The 18,169-nt window shown below is 72.4% G+C and carries 18 protein-coding genes and 1 tRNA gene; 13 read left to right on the top strand and 6 right to left on the bottom strand.

The window, feature by feature from the left end:
- Nucleotides 1-37 precede the first annotated feature (37 nt).
- From ACZ6RC_RS25565 to ACZ6RC_RS25550, 4 genes are all read left to right on the top strand, one after another.
- The gene (locus tag ACZ6RC_RS25565; protein ID WP_391144682.1) at nucleotides 38-739 is read left to right on the top strand and encodes a FadR/GntR family transcriptional regulator; all 702 of its coding nucleotides are present in this window, start codon (nucleotides 38-40) and stop codon (nucleotides 737-739) included.
- Nucleotides 740-941: 202 nt separating this feature from the next.
- The gene (locus ACZ6RC_RS25560; protein ID WP_391144685.1) at nucleotides 942-2,420 is read left to right on the top strand and encodes an amino acid permease; all 1,479 of its coding nucleotides are present in this window, start codon (nucleotides 942-944) and stop codon (nucleotides 2,418-2,420) included.
- Between the two features lie 117 nt (nucleotides 2,421-2,537).
- Entirely contained in the window at nucleotides 2,538-3,626 is a 1,089-nt protein-coding gene (locus ACZ6RC_RS25555; RefSeq protein WP_469587258.1) for an S-(hydroxymethyl)mycothiol dehydrogenase, read from the top strand.
- Nucleotides 3,626-4,255, top strand: a complete 630-nt coding sequence (locus tag ACZ6RC_RS25550; RefSeq protein WP_469587255.1) for an MBL fold metallo-hydrolase — start codon at nucleotides 3,626-3,628, stop codon at nucleotides 4,253-4,255. The genes ACZ6RC_RS25555 and ACZ6RC_RS25550 overlap by 1 nt, the downstream gene beginning before the upstream one ends.
- Here ACZ6RC_RS25550 and ACZ6RC_RS25545 read toward each other — a convergent pair.
- Nucleotides 4,239-5,174: a pseudouridine synthase gene (locus ACZ6RC_RS25545; protein ID WP_469587252.1), complete on the bottom strand. Its 936-nt coding sequence runs from the start codon at nucleotides 5,172-5,174 to the stop codon at nucleotides 4,239-4,241. The two genes, ACZ6RC_RS25550 and ACZ6RC_RS25545, sit on opposite strands and share 17 nt — an antisense overlap.
- A 52-nt stretch (nucleotides 5,175-5,226) precedes the next feature.
- A tRNA-Leu gene (locus tag ACZ6RC_RS25540) sits at nucleotides 5,227-5,314 on the bottom strand.
- 230 nt (nucleotides 5,315-5,544) lie between these two features.
- Between ACZ6RC_RS25540 and ACZ6RC_RS25535 the strand changes: the two genes are divergently transcribed.
- The 3 genes from ACZ6RC_RS25535 to ACZ6RC_RS25525 all read left to right on the top strand — a co-directional run bounded on the left by ACZ6RC_RS25535 (nucleotide 5,545) and on the right by ACZ6RC_RS25525 (nucleotide 8,228).
- A complete protein-coding gene (locus tag ACZ6RC_RS25535; RefSeq protein ID WP_391144694.1) occupies nucleotides 5,545-6,870 on the top strand; it encodes a M20/M25/M40 family metallo-hydrolase in 1,326 nt (441 codons plus the stop codon).
- A 153-nt stretch (nucleotides 6,871-7,023) separates the two neighbouring features.
- Complete coding sequence (gene chpH / locus ACZ6RC_RS25530; protein WP_030315925.1) at nucleotides 7,024-7,257, top strand: chaplin ChpH; 234 nt, start codon at nucleotides 7,024-7,026, stop codon at nucleotides 7,255-7,257.
- A 155-nt stretch (nucleotides 7,258-7,412) separates the two neighbouring features.
- On the top strand, nucleotides 7,413-8,228 hold the full coding sequence (locus ACZ6RC_RS25525; RefSeq protein ID WP_469587248.1) for a chaplin: 816 nt from the start codon (nucleotides 7,413-7,415) through the stop codon (nucleotides 8,226-8,228).
- A gap of 79 nt (nucleotides 8,229-8,307) precedes the next feature.
- On the opposite strand, the gene ACZ6RC_RS25520 is transcribed toward ACZ6RC_RS25525, so the two are convergent.
- Nucleotides 8,308-8,496, bottom strand: coding sequence for a DUF5703 family protein (locus ACZ6RC_RS25520; protein WP_005319466.1), 189 nt, complete (start codon nucleotides 8,494-8,496; stop codon nucleotides 8,308-8,310).
- 47 nt (nucleotides 8,497-8,543) lie between these two features.
- Between ACZ6RC_RS25520 and ACZ6RC_RS25515 the strand changes: the two genes are divergently transcribed.
- On the top strand, nucleotides 8,544-9,191 hold the full coding sequence (locus tag ACZ6RC_RS25515) for a hypothetical protein (protein ID WP_453618257.1): 648 nt from the start codon (nucleotides 8,544-8,546) through the stop codon (nucleotides 9,189-9,191).
- Between the two features lie 89 nt (nucleotides 9,192-9,280).
- Here the strand turns inward: ACZ6RC_RS25515 and ACZ6RC_RS25510 are convergent, their stop codons facing one another.
- Complete coding sequence (locus ACZ6RC_RS25510) at nucleotides 9,281-11,563, bottom strand: helix-hairpin-helix domain-containing protein (protein WP_469587243.1); 2,283 nt, start codon at nucleotides 11,561-11,563, stop codon at nucleotides 9,281-9,283.
- Nucleotides 11,560-12,546, bottom strand: a complete 987-nt coding sequence (locus tag ACZ6RC_RS25505) for an aldo/keto reductase (RefSeq protein ID WP_453618253.1) — start codon at nucleotides 12,544-12,546, stop codon at nucleotides 11,560-11,562. Before ACZ6RC_RS25505 ends, ACZ6RC_RS25510 begins: the two co-directional genes overlap by 4 nt.
- A gap of 129 nt (nucleotides 12,547-12,675) precedes the next feature.
- Between ACZ6RC_RS25505 and ACZ6RC_RS25500 the strand changes: the two genes are divergently transcribed.
- Both ACZ6RC_RS25500 and ACZ6RC_RS25495 read left to right on the top strand, forming a co-directional pair.
- A complete protein-coding gene (locus ACZ6RC_RS25500; RefSeq protein ID WP_391144707.1) occupies nucleotides 12,676-13,725 on the top strand; it encodes an LLM class F420-dependent oxidoreductase in 1,050 nt (349 codons plus the stop codon).
- Between the two features lie 266 nt (nucleotides 13,726-13,991).
- Entirely contained in the window at nucleotides 13,992-14,777 is a 786-nt protein-coding gene (locus tag ACZ6RC_RS25495; RefSeq protein ID WP_469587238.1) for a ferritin-like domain-containing protein, read from the top strand.
- Nucleotides 14,778-14,831: 54 nt separating this feature from the next.
- Here the strand turns inward: ACZ6RC_RS25495 and ACZ6RC_RS25490 are convergent, their stop codons facing one another.
- On the bottom strand, nucleotides 14,832-15,824 hold the full coding sequence (locus ACZ6RC_RS25490; protein WP_469587490.1) for a magnesium and cobalt transport protein CorA: 993 nt from the start codon (nucleotides 15,822-15,824) through the stop codon (nucleotides 14,832-14,834).
- Nucleotides 15,825-15,962: 138 nt separating this feature from the next.
- On the opposite strand from ACZ6RC_RS25490, the gene ACZ6RC_RS25485 reads away from it, so the two are divergent.
- From ACZ6RC_RS25485 to ACZ6RC_RS25475, 3 genes are all read left to right on the top strand, one after another.
- On the top strand, nucleotides 15,963-16,661 hold the full coding sequence (locus ACZ6RC_RS25485) for a histidine phosphatase family protein (protein ID WP_391144712.1): 699 nt from the start codon (nucleotides 15,963-15,965) through the stop codon (nucleotides 16,659-16,661).
- Nucleotides 16,662-16,744: 83 nt separating this feature from the next.
- Complete coding sequence (locus tag ACZ6RC_RS25480; RefSeq protein ID WP_391144713.1) at nucleotides 16,745-17,335, top strand: DUF3090 domain-containing protein; 591 nt, start codon at nucleotides 16,745-16,747, stop codon at nucleotides 17,333-17,335.
- Nucleotides 17,299-18,153, top strand: coding sequence for an SCO1664 family protein (locus tag ACZ6RC_RS25475; RefSeq protein WP_391145332.1), 855 nt, complete (start codon nucleotides 17,299-17,301; stop codon nucleotides 18,151-18,153). The genes ACZ6RC_RS25480 and ACZ6RC_RS25475 overlap by 37 nt, the downstream gene beginning before the upstream one ends.
- The last annotated feature ends 16 nt before the right edge of the window (nucleotides 18,154-18,169 follow it).

The raw sequence follows: 18,169 nt of genomic DNA, 5'->3' as shown, positions 1-18,169 counted from the left end.
TTAGTTCGGTGATCGCGTCGCCGCATAGGCTGACCCCATGACGACACCGGCCCCGGGGCTCCACTCGCACGTCCTGGCCACCCTGGGCCTCGCGATCACCGCGGGGGAGTACCCGCCGGGCAGCGTGCTGCGCACCGACGAGCTGGCCCAGCGCTTCGACGTCTCCCGGACGGTCGTCCGCGAGGTCGTGCGCGTCCTGGAATCCATGCACCTGGTCGAGTCGCGCCGCCGCGTCGGGGTGACCGTCCTGCCCACCCCGCAGTGGAACGTCTACGACCCCCAGGTCATCCGCTGGCGCCTGGCCGGCGCCGACCGGCCCCGTCAGCTGCGCTCGCTCACCGTCCTGCGCTCCGCCGTGGAACCGGTCGCCGCCGGCCTCGCCGCCCTCCACGCCACCCCTGCGCAGTGCCGCGAGCTGACCGAGCAGGCGCTCGGCATGGTCGCCACCTCGCGCGGCCGCCGGCTGGAGGAGTACCTCGTCCACGACATCGCCTTCCACCGCGTGGTCCTCGACGCCTCCGGCAACGAGATGTTCGCCCGGCTCGGCGACGTGGTCGCCGAGGTGCTCACCGGCCGCACCCACCATCAGGTGATGTTCGAGGACCCCGACCCGGCCGCCGTCACCCTCCACGTCCAGGTCGCCGAGGCCGTACGGGAGCGGGACGCGGCCCGCGCCGAGGAGCTGACCCGGCAGATCGCGGTCGGCGCCCTCAAGGAGCTGGACGTCCTCGCGCCGTAAACGCGCGTCAACCGCCCGATCTCGCCCCGTACACCCCGGCGCAAGCTCAGAAGTAGCTCAAATAAGGGCGTTCAGTGACATTGGCCACTGTCAGAACCCCCGTCTTGCCGTGACGATGTGCGCTGGCCGCGTCGAGGACGACCTCCCGCGCGCGTGGCCGGGTACCGCACAGACCCTCCCCCTCACGAAGGCGAACAAGTCCATGAGTGACCGCATCTCCCCTGCGGCCGACACGCTGTCCGCCACCCCACCGGCGGGCCTGCCCCCCGCGCCCGGGGCGTCCCCCCACGTCGACGCCGGTGACGCCGGGTACCGCAAGGACCTGAAGTCCCGGCACATCAACATGATCGCCATCGGCGGCGCCATCGGCACCGGTCTGTTCCTCGGCGCCGGCGGCCGCATGGCCAACGCCGGTCCGTCCCTCTTCATCGCCTACGCGGTCTGCGGCGTCTTCGCCTTCTTCGTGGTGCGCGCCCTCGGCGAGCTGGTGCTCTACCGCCCCTCCTCCGGAGCCTTCGTCTCCTACGCCCGTGAGTTCATGGGCGAGAAGGGCGCCTACACCGCCGGCTGGCTCTACTTCCTGAACTGGTCGACCACCGCCATCGCCGACATCACCGCGGCCGCGACCTACGCCCACTTCTGGGCCATGTTCAGCGACGTCCCGCAGTGGATCCTCGCCCTGATCGCCCTCGCGGTCGTCCTCGCCGCCAACCTCATCTCGGTGAAGTACTTCGGCGAGATGGAGTTCTGGTTCGCGATCGTCAAGGTCGGCGCCCTCGTCGCCTTCATGCTCATCGGCATCTTCCTGATCGCGACCTCGCACGAGGTCGGCGGCCACACCCCGGGCCTGTCCACCATCACGGACAACGGCGGCATCTTCCCCAGCGGTGTCATGCCGATGCTGCTGCTGATCCAGGGCGTCGTCTTCGCCTACGCCTCCGTCGAGCTGTGCGGCGTCGCCGCCGGCGAGACCGAGAACCCCGAGAAGATCATGCCCAAGGCGATCAACTCGATCATGTGGCGCGTCGGCCTCTTCTACGTCGGCTCCGTCGTCCTCCTCGCCCTGCTCCTGCCGTACACCGCGTACTCCGGCGACCAGAGCCCCTTCGTCACCGTCTTCGACAAGCTGGGCATCCCCGGCGCCGCCGGCGTGATGAACCTCGTCGTCCTCACCGCCGCGCTCTCCAGCCTGAACTCCGGTCTCTACTCGACCGGCCGGATCCTGCGCTCCATGTCGCTGGCGGGCTCCGCGCCCCGGTTCACCGGCGTCATGAACAAGGGCGGCGTCCCCTACGGCGGCATCCTGCTGACCGCCGCCTTCGGTGTCCTCGGCGTCGGCCTGAACTACGTCATGCCCGGCGAGGCCTTCGAGCTGGTGCTGAACTTCGCCTCCGTCGGCATCATCGGCACCTGGGCCATGATCATGGTCTGCTCGCTGCTGTTCGTGAACCGCTCCAAGGAAGGCCGGGTCACCCGCCCCTCCTACCGCCTGCCCTGGGCCCCGTACACCCAGATCGTCACGCTGGTGTTCCTCGGCTCCGTCCTCGTCCTGATGTGGATGGACGGCGGCATCAGCCGCACCACCGTGAACTGCCTCCCGCTGATCGGCCTCCTGCTCGTCGGCGGCTGGTTCCTCGTCCGCAAGCGGGTCCGCGCCACCGAGGCCTCCCTCAAGGGCTGACCTCGGCACGGACACCTGACAAACAGTGAGACCCCCGCGGGCACGATCTGCGGGGGTCTCACCGTTCGTCAGGAGATAGTGGTAGCCAAGAGGCTTACCGAGGAAGGGAAGTGCACGATGGCGCAGCAGGTCCAGGGGGTCGTCGCCCCCGGCCGGAACGAGCCCGTACGGGTGGAGACGATCGTCGTTCCCGATCCGGGTCCGGGTGAGGCCGTGGTGAAGGTCCAGGCCTGCGGGGTCTGTCACACCGACCTGCATTACAAGCAGGGTGGCATCAGCGAGGACTATCCCTTCCTCCTCGGTCATGAGGCCGCGGGTGTCGTCGAGTCGGTCGGCGCGGGTGTCACCGACGTGGCCCCGGGCGATTTCGTGATCCTGAACTGGCGTGCGGTGTGCGGGGCGTGCCGGGCTTGTCTGCGGGGGCGTCCGCAGTACTGCTTCGACACGCACAACGCGCGGCAGAAGATGACGCTGCTCGCCGGTGGGGCCGAGCTCTCCCCGGCCCTGGGTATCGGTGCCTTCGCCGAGAAGACCCTCGTCGCGGCGGGTCAGTGCACCAAGGTCGACCCGTCCGTGGCTCCGGCGGTCGCCGGTCTTTTGGGTTGTGGTGTCATGGCCGGTATCGGCGCGGCGATCAACACCGGGAACGTCGGCCGCGGCGACACGGTCGCGGTCATCGGCTGCGGTGGTGTGGGGGACGCGGCGATCGTCGGCTCCCGCCTCGCCGGTGCGGCGCGGATCATCGCCGTCGACATCGACGACCGGAAGCTGCAGACGGCCCGTTCCATGGGCGCCACCCACACGGTCAACTCCCGCTCCACCGACCCGGTCGAGGCGGTGCGCGAACTGACCGGCGGTTTCGGCGCCGATGTCGTCATCGAGGCCGTCGGCCACCCGGAGACGTACAGGCAGGCGTTCTACGCCCGCGATCTGGCCGGCACCGTCGTCCTGGTGGGTGTGCCCACCCCTGAGATGCGCCTGGACCTCCCGCTCCTGGACGTTTTCGGCCGCGGCGGTGCGCTGAAGTCCTCCTGGTACGGCGACTGTCTGCCCTCCCGGGACTTCCCGATGCTGATCGACCTGCACCAGCAGGGCCGCATCGACCTGGGCGCGTTCGTCACCGAGACCATCGGCCTGGGTGATGTGGAGAAGGCGTTCGCCCGCATGCACGAGGGCGACGTCCTGCGCTCGGTGGTGGTGTTCTGATGGCCACCCGCATCGACCACCTGGTCACCTCCGGCACCTTCTCCCTCGACGGTGGCACCTGGGACGTCGACAACAACGTCTGGATCGTCGGCGACGACACCGAGGCGATCGTCATCGACGCCGCCCACGACGCCACCGCCATCCTCGCCGCCCTCGACGGCCGTACCCTCCGCGCCATCGTCTGCACCCACGCGCACAACGACCACATCGACGCCGCCCCGGCCCTCGCCGCCGCCACCGGCGCCCGCATCCTGCTCCACCCCGACGACCAGCCCCTGTGGAAGCAGACCCACCCCGACCACACCCCCGACGGCGAACTCGCCGACGGCCAGACCCTCACCATCGCGGGCACCGACCTCAAGGTCCTGCACACCCCCGGCCACGCCCCCGGAGCGGTCTGTCTGTACGCCCCCGACCTGGCCACCGTCTTCACCGGCGACACCCTCTTCCAGGGCGGACCCGGCGCCACCGGCCGGTCCTTCTCCCACTTCCCCACCCTCGTCGACTCGATCCGCGACCGCCTCCTCGCCCTCCCGCCGGAGACGGTCGTCCGCACCGGACACGGCGACACCACCACCATCGGCGCCGAAGCCCCGCACCTCCAGGAGTGGATCAGCCGGGGCCACTGAGCCCGGCGAGGCTCAGCCGGCTCTCGAACCGAAGCTCCACGCCCGAGACCGGGTCGGTGAACTCCAGCGTCCGCGCCAGCAGTTGCAGCGGCCGCGTGAAGTCCTCCGGCCCGTCCGCGCGCACCACGGGATAGACCGGATCGTGCAGGATCGGCAGCCCCAGGGCGTTCATGTGCACCCGCAGCTGATGGGTGCGCCCGGTGGCCGGCAGCAGCCGGTAGCGCCCGAGCGCCCCCCGCCGCTCCACCAGCTCGATCCGGCTCTCGCTGTTCGGCTCGCCCGGCACCTCCCGGGCGGCCATCACCCCGCGCTCCTTCTCGATCCGGCTCCGCACGGTGACCGGAAGCGCGACCGCCGGATCGTACGGCGCCACCGCCTCGTACTCCTTGCGCACCAGCCGGTCCCGGAACAGCGTCTGGTACGCGCCCCGGTCCGCGGGTCGCACGACGAAGAGGACCAGCCCCGCCGTCAGCCGGTCCAGCCGGTGCGCCGGCTGGAGCTCCGCCAGCGCCAGCTCCCGGCGCAGCCGCGCCAGCGCCGTCTCGGTCACGTGCCGCCCGCGGGGCATCGTCGCCAGGAAGTGCGGCTTGTCGGCGACCACGATCCGCTCGTCGCGGTACACCACTCCGATCCCGAACGGCACCGGCTCCTCCGCGGGGAAGTCGCGGTGGAACCAGACGCTCAGCCCGGCGGCGTACGGCTCCCGGCCGGTCACGGGCCCGTCCAGCCGCACGAAGCGGCCGTCCCGCAGCATCTCGTCCACCCGCCCGGCACCGATGGCGCCGCCGAAGCGGTCCCGCAGATGATCACCGACGGTCGCCCAGCGGCCCTCCGCGTCCTCGGGCAGCCGCACCCGCGCGGGATCGATCCCCTCCCGCTGCGGCAACGGCGCCCCGAGGGCCCTCGCTCTGCGTCTCACCGGTCCCACCGCCGTAACGAAGAAAGACCCCACGAGACGTGGGGTCTTCCGCTGGTGTCCGAGGGGGGACTTGAACCCCCACGCCCGATAAAGGGCACTAGCACCTCAAGCTAGCGCGTCTGCCATTCCGCCACCCGGACAAGGTGTCTGTCTTTCCGGCCGCTGGGCCGTTCCGACGTGGAAAACCATAGCAAACATTCGGAGTGGCAGATCACCACCCTTCCCGGGCCCCGGCCGGTGCGGAACGCGTAGGGCACATGTGACGGGCACATGTCCGCCGGGGGCCGCCCTTGGGTGCCCGGGCCCGGGCGCGGGAGGATGGGGGGAGACCACCAGCAACCATGTGGGGCACGTAGTGGGAGGAAGCAGCGTGAGCGAGTCGAACACGGCCCGGAGCGTCACCGGCGAGGACGAGGTCGTCGACCTCTGTCGCGACCTCATCCGCATCGACACCAGCAACTACGGCGACCACTCCGGCCCGGGCGAACGGGCGGCGGCGGAGTACATCGCGGAGAAGCTGGCCGAGGTCGGCCTGGATCCGAAGATCATCGAATCGCACCAGGGGCGGGCCTCCACCGTCGCCCGGATCGAGGGCGAGGACCCGTCCCGGCCGGCCCTCCTCATCCACGGCCATACCGACGTGGTGCCGGCCAACGCGGACGACTGGACGCACCACCCCTTCTCCGGCGAGGTCGCCGACGGCTGCGTCTGGGGCCGGGGCGCGGTCGACATGAAGGACATGGACGCGATGACCCTCGCGGTCGTCCGGGACCGGCTGCGCAGCGGCCGCAAGCCGCCCCGGGACATCGTCCTCGCCTTCCTCGCCGACGAGGAGGCCGGCGGCACCTACGGCGCCCGCCACCTGGTCGACCACCACCGGGATCTCTTCGACGGGGTGACCGAGGCCATCGGCGAGGTCGGCGGCTTCTCCTTCACCGTCAACGAGAACCTGCGGCTCTATCTGGTGGAGACGGCCCAGAAGGGCATGCACTGGATGCGGCTGACCGTCGAGGGTACGGCCGGCCACGGCTCGATGACCAACAACGACAACGCCATCACCGAGCTGTGCGAGGCCGTGGGCCGCCTCGGCCGCCATCAGTGGCCGGTACGGATGACCAAGACCGTGCGCTCCTTCCTGGACGAGCTCTCCGACGCGCTCGGCACCCCGCTCGACCCCGAGGACATGGAGGCCACGCTCGCCAAGCTGGGCGGCATCGCCAAGATGATCGGCGCGACCCTGCGCAACTCCGCCGCCCCGACCATGCTCGGCGCCGGCTACAAGGTCAACGTCATCCCGGGCCAGGCCACCGCGCACGTCGACGGGCGGTTCCTGCCGGGGTACGAGGACGAGTTCCTGGCCGACCTCGACCGGATCCTCGGCCCGCGCGTCCGGCGCGAGGACGTGCACGGCGACAAGGCGCTGGAGACCAGCTTCGACGGCGACCTCGTGGACGCCATGCAGCTGGCGCTCAAGGCGGAGGACCCGATCGCCCGGGCCGTGCCGTACATGCTCTCCGGCGGCACCGACGCCAAGTCCTTCGACGACCTCGGCATCCGCTGCTTCGGCTTTGCCCCCCTCAAGCTGCCGCCGGAGCTGGACTTCGCCGGCATGTTCCACGGCGTCGACGAGCGCGTCCCGGTGGACGGTCTGAAGTTCGGCGTCCGGGTCCTCGACCGGTTCATCGACGCCTCCTGAGGGGCGTGAGTGGCGAACCCTGCGCTATTCGGTCGTGCGTGCTAATTGACCGGAAAGGGTGAATGCGCTCATAGGCTCGTAGCCCCAATGGGTCCTCCTCGTTACAGGTGGTGCGGTCCGCGGTTGGGATCGCATTGCCAACAAGGAGGAATAATGATCAAGAAGGTCGTCGCTGCTGCGGCTGCCACGGGCGGTCTCGTTCTCGCGGGTGCGGGCATGGCCGTTGCCGACTCGGGTGCCCAGGGTGCCGCCATCGGTTCCCCCGGCGTGCTCTCGGGCAACGTCGTCCAGGTGCCGGTTCACGTCCCGGTGAACGTGTGCGGCAACACGGTCTCCGTGATCGGGCTGCTGAACCCCGCCTTCGGCAACACCTGCGTCAACGCCTGACGTTGAGCCTCGACCCCCAGAGGGTCTGAGCCCCAGGCCGGCCCCGGAGTGCGTGCCATGCACTCCGGGGCCGGTGGGCATTTCCGGCCCCGGGCGCCGAGCCCGGGGCCTTTTCTGAAGCCGAGCAGGCAGAGCCAAAAGGCAGGGAAGAACCTATGCGACAGGTCACGCGCAAGGGCCTGATCACCGTTGCGGCCGCGGGCGGGGTCATGGCCCTCGGCGGCGGTTACGCACACGCCGATTCCGGTGCGAGCGGTACGGCGGCGAATTCCCCGGGCATCGCGTCCGGCAATTCCGTCCAGGTGCCGGTGCACGCCCCGGTGAACATCTGCGGGAACACCGTCAGTGTGGTCGGGCTGATCAATCCGACGTTCGGCAATTCATGCGCCAACGTCTCCAAGCCGGCGGGCCCGTCCGGCCGGCACCGCGGCGCCTCGGCCGAGGGGGGCACCGCCAACTCCCCGGGGATCGCCTCCGGCAACCACGTGCAGGCCCCGGTCCACGTCCCGGTGAACGTCTGCGGGAACAGCATCACGGGTATCGGCGCGATCAATCCGTCCTTCGGCAACGAGTGCGGCAACGGCATCGAGCCGACGCCCCCGGGGGAGCCGGGCAACCCCGGAAACCCGGGCAACCCCGGAAACCCGGGCAACCCCGGTAACCCGGGGAACCCTGGCAACCCCGGTAACCCTGGCAACCCCGGTAACCCTGGCAACCCCGGTAACCCTGGAAACCCGGGCACTCCGGGAACGCCTGGCAACCCCGGTGACGACGGCGGGTCCGGCTGGCCCAGCGGCCCCGGCACCCCGCAGGGGCCGAACACCCCCGGTACGCAGACCATCACGCAGCCGGCGGCCACCGAGGAGCTCGCCGAGACCGGTTCCGGCCCGCTCGGACTGATCGTCCCGGCCGGCGCGGCCCTGCTGCTCGCCGGCTCCGTGATCTACCGCCGCGCCCGCCAGTCCGCTTAGGCGCCCCCCGTGCCCCCGGCTCACGCCGGGTGGCCGGGCGCACACGAGGGGCCCCGCCCGGGCGGGGCCCCTCGTCGTATCACCAGGTGGCGCGGACCTGACGGATGATGCGCCGTCGCAGCCGCACTCTGCGGCTGCCGTCCCGGTGCAGGCTCAGACGGTCCAACTCCCAGTGCCCGTACTCGGCATGGTCGGTCAACAGCCGCGTCGCCTCCTTGCGGGAGACCCCTCGCGGCACGTACACGTCGACAAATTCGTATTCCGGCATCGCATCTATTGTGCGGGCACGGGCCCGGTACGGATAGCGTCTGTCCCATGTCTGATGCTGCGCAGCCCACCGCTGCCGAGGTACGTGCCGCCGCCGAGGCGGTCAAAGCCGCACTGGACCGTCACCTCGCGGCGGTCGAACGCCGCACGGGGGACGACGACCCGGCCGTCTACGAAGCCTTCAACGCCCTCGCCGCGGCCGCCGAGGCCTACGACGAGCGGCTCTACGACCGGTACGACGAGGTCACCCCCTTCGAGATCCCAGGCGCCGACGACTCCCTGCCGCCGTACGCCGGACCCGAGGAGCCGCACGCCCTCAGCGTGCTGATCCGGCGCGACTACGCCGTGGTCGAGCCGCAGCGGCTGATCGCCCAGGCACAGCGCATCGCCGACCTGGAGAGCGAGGAGGAAGGCGCGGCCATGCCCTCCGTGGTCGCCGCGGGCACCCATGCGGCGCTGGGGCTGCTCTTCGGCGAGTTCGAGCCGGACGAAATCGCCTCCCGGCACAAGGAGTTCGGCCTCGAAGAGGGCGACTCCACCCTCTGGGTCTCGGCCGCCGAGGAGCTCCCGGAACCGGGGGACTGGCTGAGCGCCCCCTTCGAGCACGCCGATCCCGAGCGGATCGTCTGTCGCTTCGACGTCAGCGCGGTCTTCGACGACGAACCGGACGACGACCTCAGGCCGCAGAGGGCCTGACCGACCCCTCGCGAGGGCGGAGCACCCGGCACCGGGTGCTCCGCCCTCGCGTCGTTCCCGCACACCCCCCACGGGCCGGCCGGCGGGCGCTACTCCTCGGTGTCGGCCAGCAGCGCTTCGAGAAGCGGACGCAGCCGGGTCGTGCGGTCCGCGGGCACGCCCTCGGCGACCGCCCTCGGCAGCGCCTGGTCCACGCCGTGGACGACCGACAGATGCCGTTCGCCGCGGCCGAAGGCGGTGTACACCCAGGCCCGGCTCAGCCCCTGCGCCGCGTCGCCGGGCAGGACCACCACCGCGGCCGGCCAGCGCGACCCGGCCGCCTGGTGCGCCGTCAGCGCCCAGCCGTGCCGCAGCGCCGACTCCACCCGCTCCTTCGGTACGACCAGCTCCTCACCGCTCTCGGACGTCAGGCGCAGCCCCTCCGCGTCCGCCGAGACGACCGTCCCCGCCACCGTCCGCCCCGGAGCCGGGACATAGGCCACGCGGTCGCCCGGGTCGAAGCCCCCGAAGCGGCCGGGGCCCGGGTTGAGCCGCTGCTTCAGTGCGGCGTTCAGCGCCCGGGTCCCCGCCGAGCCACCGTGGCCGACCGTGATCACCTGGGTGTCCTCGGGCGGCACCCCGATCGCCCGGGGGACGGAGTCGGCGACCAGCTGCACCGTGCGGTGGACGGCCTCGCCCGCGTCCCTGACCGGGACGATCACGACCTCCTTGCCCGGGGCCTCCACCTGGTTCAGCTCGCCGATGCCGATGCCCGAGACCAGCTCGCCGAGCGGGCCCGGGTCGGGCACCCGGGAGGCCACCTGCGGGCACGCGCGGGACGCCAGCACATCGGCGAAGACCCGGCCGGCGCCCGCGGAGCCGAGGACCCCGGGGTCGCCGCTGAGCACCAGACGGCAGCCGTCCGGCAAAGACTCCACGAGCGCAGCGCCGCCCTCGACGTCGAGCTGCGGGGCGTCCAGGACGACGAGCAGGTCCACGGCGAGCGCGCCCTCCGCGTCGCGGCCGGGGCCCGCCTCCCCCGAGAGGAGGGCGGCGAGGGTGAGCGCGTCGCCGCCGACGCGCCGCCGGCCGTTCTCGCTGTGCGTGGCCACCACGACCCGCAGCCCCCGCTCCCGGGCCGCCCCGGCGAGCGCGACGGCCTCGGCGCGGGCCGCCTCGCCGCCGGTGTGGAGCACCAGGCCGTGCGCTCCGGCGGCGCGGACCAGGTCAGGACCTTCCCAGACCTCGGCGGAGACGGTTTTGACGAGCCGGGCCAGGCCGTCGGCCAGGCTCTCCTCGGCGAGGGCGTACCGGTCGAGCCCCAGCAGCACGGGCACCGGCGTGCCCGGCGCCTCCTCCGGCGCGGCCGGTTCCTCCTCGTCCGGCCCCTCCTCCCCGGCGGGCGCCTCCTCCTCCTGGAAGACGAGGACAGCCCCCTCGAAGATCGCCTCCTGGACCGCCCCGTCCGGGTCGGGCAGGGACAGCTTCCCGAGTTCGGCCTTCACGTCCGTCGCCTCCAGGGCCGTGTGCCCCCGCTCCGCGGCCCGTTCGAGCAGCCAGACGACGAGCGCGACGGCCCGCCGGGAGTCGCCCGGCCCGCACTCGGCGCCCAGCAGGGCCCGTGCGAAGCCGTCGGCGTGCTCGGGGCGCACCCCGGGCACGGAGAGCAGCCGCCAGGGGTCGTCGAGCAGCGCCTGCGGGGCGCCCTCGCCGAGCAGGGCGGCCACCTGCCCGGCCAGGGCGTCCGGCGCCCCGCCGCGGACCAGGACCTCCCGCACGGCCGCCACGGTCTCGGGGGCGGCCGCCGTCTCCCGGGGCGCCGGCCGCAGGGGCGCCGGAGCCGGCGCGGGCGTGGCGGGCGCGGCCGGGGCGGGGCGCCGGGGCGCGGTCTCCGGCTCCTCGAAGAAGGCGGTGCCCGAGGTCGTACCGGACTCGACGGCCCGTACGGCGGCGAGGAGGTCGGCGGCCTTGCCACTGAGCTTGGCGCCCGCGGCGATCGGCGCCTCCTTCTCCGCCTTGCGCTGCTCGATCCGGGCCCGCAGCTCCCGCTGCGCCGCCAGCTCGGCCTGCGCCTCGGAGACCTCGGCCGCCGTGGCCCCGTCCCCGGCGGCACCTTCGGCGGTCCCGGCATCGTCGGCGGCCGTCCCGGCGTCGGCGGTCTCCGCGTCGGTGCTCTCCGCGTCGGCGGTCCCGGCGTCGGCGGTCCCGGCGTCGGCCGCCGCCCCCTCGCCCGTGGCCGTGTCGCCCGTCCCCGCTTCGGGGTCCGCGTCCGCGTGGGTCTCCGCGCCGGCCGCCACGGGCTCCGGGGTGGACGTGCTCGCGAGGGCGTCGTCGTTATCGCCCGGCACGGGCTCGGCGGCCTCGGGAGGGGTCTCCCGGGAAGGCTCGGTCACAGGGTGCTCCAGTCCTGGTCCGGATAGCGGTGCACGGGCGCCGACACGTCGTCGAGAGCCCGGCAGATCTCGTCAGGAAGACTAAGGGTCTCCACTGACAGGGCGGCCGTGAGCTGCCGCGCGTTGCGCGCGCCGACGATCGGGGCGGTCACCCCTGGCCGGTCCCGCACCCACGCGAGGGCGACCTGCAAGGGCGTCACCGCGAGTCCGTCCGCGGCCGTCGTGACCGCGTCCACGATCCGGCTCGCCGCGTCGTCGAGGTACGGCTCCACGAAGGGCGCCATGGTCTCCGAGCCGCCCCGGGAGTCCGTCGGCGTCCCGTGCCGGTACTTGCCCGTCAGGACGCCGCGCCCCAGCGGCGAGGACGGCAGCAGCCCTATCCCCAGGTCGAGCGCGGCCGGGAGCACCTCCCGTTCGACGCCCCGCTGCAGCAGGGAGTACTCCATCTGGGTCGCCGCGAGCCGGGTCCTGCCCGCGCCGGAGGCGCCGAGCTGCCAGGTTCCCGCCTTGGCCAGCTGCCAGCCGCAGAAGTTCGACACCCCCACATAGCGGGCCCGGCCGCTGCTCACGGCGATGTCGAGCGCCTGGAGCGACTCCTCCAGCGGGGTGTGGGGGTCGAAGGCGTGCAGCTGCCAGAGGTCGACGTGGTCCGTGCCGAGCCGTTCCAGGGAGGCGTCGAGAGCCGCCAGGAGATGGCCGCGCGAGCCGTCCATCCGCCGGTCGGGGTCCGGCACGCTGCCGGCCTTGGTGGAGATGACCAGATCCCGCCGCGGCACCAGCCGCTCTATGAGCTGCCCGAGCAGATACTCCGCCTCGCCGCCGCCGTACACGTCGGCCGTGTCGACCAGGGTGCCGCCCGCGTCCCAGAACGCCTTCAGCTGGTCGGCGGCGTCGTGCTCGTCGGTGTCCCGGCCCCACGTGAGGGTGCCGAGCCCGATCCTGGACACGCGCAGGCCGGTACGTCCGAGATGCCTCTGCTCCATGGGCGCGAGATTACTGGCCAGGGCCCCACGCGGAGAGAGCCTGTGGACAACCTCCTCCTGACGGATCCCGTGCCCGCGCGCTAGAGTCCGCCCCAAGGGACGTTACTGATCAGTAAAGAGGGAGCGGTCATGAGGCTCGGCATCAACCTCGGCTACTGGGGCGCCGGTATGGACGGCGACAATCTCGCCGTGGCCCAGGAGGCGGACCGCCTCGGGTACGACGTCTGCTGGGCCGCCGAGGCGTACGGCTCCGACGCCCCCACCGTGCTCGCCTGGGTGGCGGCCAAGACCGAGCGGATCGACGTCGGCTCCGCCATCATGCAGATCCCGGCGCGCCAGCCCGCCATGACGGCGATGACCGCCGCCACCCTCGACTCGCTCTCCGGCGGCCGTTTCCGCCTCGGTCTCGGCGTGTCGGGGCCGCAGGTCTCGGAGGGCTGGTACGGCGTCAAATTCGACAAGCCGCTGGCCCGCACCCGCGAGTACGTCGAGATCGTCCGCAAGGCGATGACCCGCGAACGGCTCAGCTACGAGGGCGAGCACTGGACGCTGCCGCTGCCGGACGGCCCGGGCAAGCCCATCAAGCTCACCGTCCACCCGCAGCGCGAGCACATCCCGCTCTACATCGCCGCGATCGGCCCGAAGAACCTGGAGCAGACCGGCGAGATCGCCGACGGCGCGCTGCTGATCTTCCCCTCCGCCGAGCATCTGGAGGACACCGCGCTGCGCCATCTGCGCGCGGGCCGCGAGAAGGCCGGTCTGACCATGGACGGCTTCGACGTCCACCCCACGCTGCCGCTGGCCCTGGGCGACGACATCGACGCCCTGGCGGACCTCTTCCGTCCGTACACGGCGCTGTACGTGGGCGGCATGGGCAGCAGGAAGCAGAACTTCTACAACCAGCTCGCCCAGCGCATGGGGTACGAGAAGCAGGCCGCGGAGATCCAGGACAAGTACCTGGCGGGCGACAAGACGGGCGCCGCGGCGGCCGTGCCGCGCCAACTGATCGACCAGACCACGCTGCTCGGCTCCGTCGAGCGCATCGCCGACCGGATGAAGGCCTACGCCGCCGCCGGCGTCACCACGCTGACCCTGGCCCCGGCCGGCTTCACCCTCGACGAGCGGGTGGCGGCGCTGCGGGCGGGCACCGAGGCCCTCGAACGGGCGGGCCTGGCCTGACCCCGACCCGGGAGCCGGACCCGTAAGGGCCCGGGCCCGGGAGGCCCGCGGGGCGGGAAGTCTGCGGCCGTGGTGGGGGCTCGGGGGGTCTTCCCCGCCACGGCCGTCACGGAGCACAACGCTCCACCGCGCGGCCGGTTACGGATCGCGGGCTCCGTCTTTCGGCCGAGTCCCGCGGCCCCTCGTGTTGCCCGCGCCGCCGGAGCGCATTTGACTCGTGGTCTGCGGACGTGCGGCGTGCGGACGCCCACAGTCAGGAGGCGGCAATGCTCACGGCCAAGGGCCTGTTCCAGGAGATCGTCGACGACGACGAGGCCTTCCAGCTCTTCTGTTCGATCGCCGCCAGCGGTGAGGCTCAGGGAGGCTGGGAGAACGCCCGGATCGCGGCGCTCGTCCCCCCGGGCATGCGCGAGCTGGCCCCCAAGATCACCCGGCACGGTGCCGACGAGGACAAGCACGGCCGGATCTTCAACGCGCTGCTGAGGAAGCGGGGCCTGGAGCCCGTACCGGTGCCGCCGGAGACCGACTACACGATGCTGCTGGAACGCCACGGCATCGGCCTGGCCCACGACACGCTGCGCCGCGAGGAACCGCTGAGCGAGCGGGACATCATCGTCTACCTCTCCCACAGCCGGGTCACCGAACAGCGGGCCGCCGACCAGATGGACATGCTGGTCACCTACTTCGGGAACCACCCCGAGCTGGGCAAGGCCATCCACATGATCTGCGACGACGAGGTGAACCACCTCGCGTACTGCCACGAGGAGCTGCTGCGCCTCGCGTACGCCGGTCACGGCCGCCTCATCCACCGGACCCTGCGCGAGTCCGCGCTCGCCGAGATCCGGATCTACCGCGACGTCAGCCTCGCGGTGATGGGCCACATGGGCCGCATCCTGAAGTGGCCCAGGGCGAAGTCCGCGGCCCTCGTCGCCGGCATCCACGGCATGTACGCGTACGAACGCGTCGGCGGCTGGCACAAGATGGTGAACCTCGCCATGCCCGAACGGCGCGACGCCCTGGGCGGCCCGCCGGTCCCCGCCCCTGCCTTCTGATGACCGGCGCCTCGGCGGAGCCGGCGGGTGCGGGGGAGTGCCGGAACGGACCGGCTACAACCAGCCCCGGCGCTTGAAGAGCCGGTACAGGCCGAACACCGCGCCCGCCATCACCAGGACCACCGCCGGATAGGACCCCACCCACCGCAGCTCCGGCATGTGGTCGAAGTTCATGCCGTAGATCCCCGCGACCATCGTGGGGACCGCCGCCATGGCGGCCCAGGCCGAGATCTTCCGCATGTCGTCGTTCTGCCGCACGCCCATCTGCGCCAGATGCGCCGACAGCACGTCCGAGAGCAGCCGGTCGAGCCCCTCCACCTGATCGTTGGCCCGTATCAGATGGTCGCTCACGTCCCGGAAGAACGGCTGCGCGTGCTCGCTCACGAACGGTACGGTCCCGGCCGCCAGCCGCTCCATCGGCCCCGCCAGCGGCCCGCCGGCCCGCCGGAACTCGAGGACCTGGCGCTTGGCGGTGTAGATCCGCTCCGCCGTGTTCGACGCGGAGCCGCCGCTCGGCGCGAACACGTCGGCCTCCAGCTCTTCCAGGTCGACCTGGAGCTCACCCGCCACGTCGATGTAGTGGTCCACGACCGCGTCGCTGATCGCGTACAGCACCGCCGTCGGACCGTGCCGCAGCACCTCCGGCTCGGCCTCCAGGCGTTGGCGCACGGCCGCGAGGGGCGCGCCGTCGCCGTGCCGGACGGTCACCACGAACGAATCGCCTATGAAGACCATCAGCTCGCCCGTGCTGACCCGGTCGCTCTCTGGCTCGTACAGCACCGGCTTCAGGACGACGAACAGCGAGTCGTCGTACACCTCCAGCTTGGGCCGCTGATGGGCCTTCAGGGCGTCCTCGACCGCGAGCGGATGGAGGGCGAACTCGGCGGTGACGTGATCGAACTCGCGAGCGGTCGGCTCGTGCAGGCCCACCCACAGAAAGGCGTCCCCGGTGGCCCGCGCCTCCGCGAGGGCGTCCGACAGATCGGACGGCCCCACGGCGCGAGCACCGCATTTGTACAGGGCGGAGTCGACGATCATGCGACGTATTCTCCCCCGCCGGGGCCCGTCACACACGCGTCGGGGGCGCGGCCCGCCCGCCCCGGCTCCACGCGCGCGTGCCCCGTTCCGTCCCCGCGGTCCTTCCGGCACTCACCCACGCGCGCCACACCGCCTACGCTTGCCGCCATGGTCACCCTGATCCTCGTCCGACACGGACGCTCCACCGCCAACACCTCCGGAGTCCTCGCCGGGCGGACGCCCGGGGTGGCGCTCGACGAGCGCGGGGCCGCGCAGGCCGCCGCCCTGCCCGGCCGGCTGGCCGGGGTGCCGCTCGCGGCCGTCGTCAGCAGCCCCTTGCAGCGCTGCCAGGAGACCGTGCGGCCCCTCCTCGACGCCCGGCCCGGGCTGCCGCTGCACACCGAGGAGCGGATCAACGAGTGCGACTACGGCGACTGGTCGGGGCGCAAGCTCGCCGAACTCGGCGACGAGCCGCTGATGCAGGTCGTCCAGGCGCACGCCTCCGCGGCGTCCTTTCCCGGCGGCGAGTCGATGCGGGCCATGCAGGCGCGGGCCGTCGACGCCGTACACGACTGGAACGCGCGCGTGGAGGCTGAGCACGGGGAGGACGCGGTCTACGCCATGTGCTCGCACGGCGACATCATCAAGTCGGTCGTCGCCGACGCGCTCGGCCTCCACCTCGACCTCTTCCAGCGGATCCATGTCGACCCGTGTTCCCTGACCGTGATCCGCTACACGCGCCTGCGCCCCTTCCTCGTACGCCTCGGCGACACCGGCGACTTCGCCGCCCTCGCGCCCCGCGAGAGCGGCGAGGGCACCGACCGCGGCGGGGCCGCCGAGGTCGGTGGCGGTGCGGGCGCACCGTGATCCATCCGCGCAGTAGGGTGGACAGGCCGCTGTAGGCCCTCCACAGGGCCCTCGAACCGTCGAGACGCAAGGGAGACAGGGACGTGTCCCGTCAGGTGTTCCTCTACGACCCACCGGAGCGTTTCGTGGCCGGTACGGTCGGGCTGCCTGGCCGCCGTACGTTCTTCCTGCAGGCGTCCGGGGCCGGCCGGGTCACCAGCGTGGCCCTGGAGAAGACCCAGGTGGCGGCGCTCGCCGAACGCATCGACGAGCTGCTCGACGAAGTGGTGCGCCGCACCGGGGGCAACGCCCCCGTCCCCGCGGTCGCCCCCGCCGACATCGCCGACACCGCCCCGCTGGACGCCCCCATCGAGGAGGAGTTCCGCGTCGGCACCATGGCGCTGGCCTGGGACGGCGAGGAACAGCGCATGATCGTCGAGGCCCAGGCCCTGGTCGAACTCGAGGCCGAGACCGACGAGGACCTCGCCGAGGCCGAGGAACGCCTGCTGCAGGACGAGGAGAACGGCCCCCCGATGCTGCGGGTCCGGCTCACCGGAGCCCAGGCCAGAGCCTTCGCCAAGCGGGCCCTCGACGTGGTCAACGCCGGCCGGCCGCCCTGCCCCCTGTGCAGTCTTCCGCTCGACCCGGAGGGGCACGTCTGCCCGCGCCAGAACGGCTACCGGCGCGGAGCATGACCGACGTGCCGAGCCTGCCGACCGCGCCGCCGCTGCCGGTCATCGAGCTGCTCGCCCGGGGCGAGCTCACCGTCCGCGGGCAGGTCCGCGAGGCCTCCAACGCCGTGCTCTTCTGCTCCGTCGCCCACGACGGAGAGGAAGCCTCGTGCGTCTACAAGCCGGTCGCCGGGGAGCGGCCGCTGTGGGACTTCCCCGACGGCACGCTCGCCCAGCGGGAGGTCGCGGCGTACGAGCTCTCCGAGGCCACCGGCTGGGGTCTCGTACCGCCCACCGTGCTGCGCGACGGACCGTACGGACAGGGCATGGTCCAGCTCTGGATCGAGGCCGACCCCACCGCGAACCTGCTCGCGCTCACCGAGGACGAGGAGCCCGGGGACGGCTGGAAGGCCGTCGGACCCGCCAGGACCGGCGAGGGCCGCACCGCGCTCCTCGTGCACGCCGACAGTCCCGACCTGCGCCGCCTCGCCGTCCTGGACGCGGTCATCAACAACGGCGACCGCAAGGGCGGCCACCTGCTGCCCGTCCCGGACGGACGTCTGTACGCCATCGACCACGGCGTCACCTTCAACGTCGAGGACAAGCTCCGCACCCTGCTGTGGGGCTGGGCGGGGGAGGAGCTGCCCGCCGAGGCGTCCGAGGTGCTGGACCGGCTCGACCGGTCCCTCGCCCCGGGCACCGCTCTCGCCACCCGGCTGGCTCAGTTGCTCACCGTCGCCGAGGTGCAGGCGCTGCGCGGCCGCGTCACCGCTCTGCGCACGAGCCGCCGGCACCCCGAGCCGTCGGGGCAGTGGCCGGCCATCCCCTGGCCTCCGGTCTGACCGATCGGATCCGGCC

Source organism: Streptomyces sp. NPDC048353 (assembly GCF_055587165.1).
Note: the sequence above shows the minus strand (reverse complement) of the source record. Positions and strands in the feature narration are given on the sequence as shown.

Coding starts and splice junctions, on each gene's coding strand:
- ACZ6RC_RS25500 (WP_391144707.1), top strand. CDS start 12,676: ATGAGGCTCGGCATCAACCTCGGCTACTGGGGCGCCGGTATGGACGGC.
- ACZ6RC_RS25555 (WP_469587258.1), top strand. CDS start 2,538: ATGGCGCAGCAGGTCCAGGGGGTCGTCGCCCCCGGCCGGAACGAGCCC.
- ACZ6RC_RS25495 (WP_469587238.1), top strand. CDS start 13,992: ATGCTCACGGCCAAGGGCCTGTTCCAGGAGATCGTCGACGACGACGAG.
- chpH (WP_030315925.1), top strand. CDS start 7,024: ATGATCAAGAAGGTCGTCGCTGCTGCGGCTGCCACGGGCGGTCTCGTT.
- ACZ6RC_RS25520 (WP_005319466.1), bottom strand. CDS start 8,496: ATGCCGGAATACGAATTTGTCGACGTGTACGTGCCGCGAGGGGTCTCC.
- ACZ6RC_RS25550 (WP_469587255.1), top strand. CDS start 3,626: ATGGCCACCCGCATCGACCACCTGGTCACCTCCGGCACCTTCTCCCTC.
- ACZ6RC_RS25515 (WP_453618257.1), top strand. CDS start 8,544: ATGTCTGATGCTGCGCAGCCCACCGCTGCCGAGGTACGTGCCGCCGCC.
- ACZ6RC_RS25485 (WP_391144712.1), top strand. CDS start 15,963: ATGGTCACCCTGATCCTCGTCCGACACGGACGCTCCACCGCCAACACC.
- ACZ6RC_RS25565 (WP_391144682.1), top strand. CDS start 38: ATGACGACACCGGCCCCGGGGCTCCACTCGCACGTCCTGGCCACCCTG.
- ACZ6RC_RS25525 (WP_469587248.1), top strand. CDS start 7,413: ATGCGACAGGTCACGCGCAAGGGCCTGATCACCGTTGCGGCCGCGGGC.
- ACZ6RC_RS25560 (WP_391144685.1), top strand. CDS start 942: ATGAGTGACCGCATCTCCCCTGCGGCCGACACGCTGTCCGCCACCCCA.
- ACZ6RC_RS25505 (WP_453618253.1), bottom strand. CDS start 12,546: ATGGAGCAGAGGCATCTCGGACGTACCGGCCTGCGCGTGTCCAGGATC.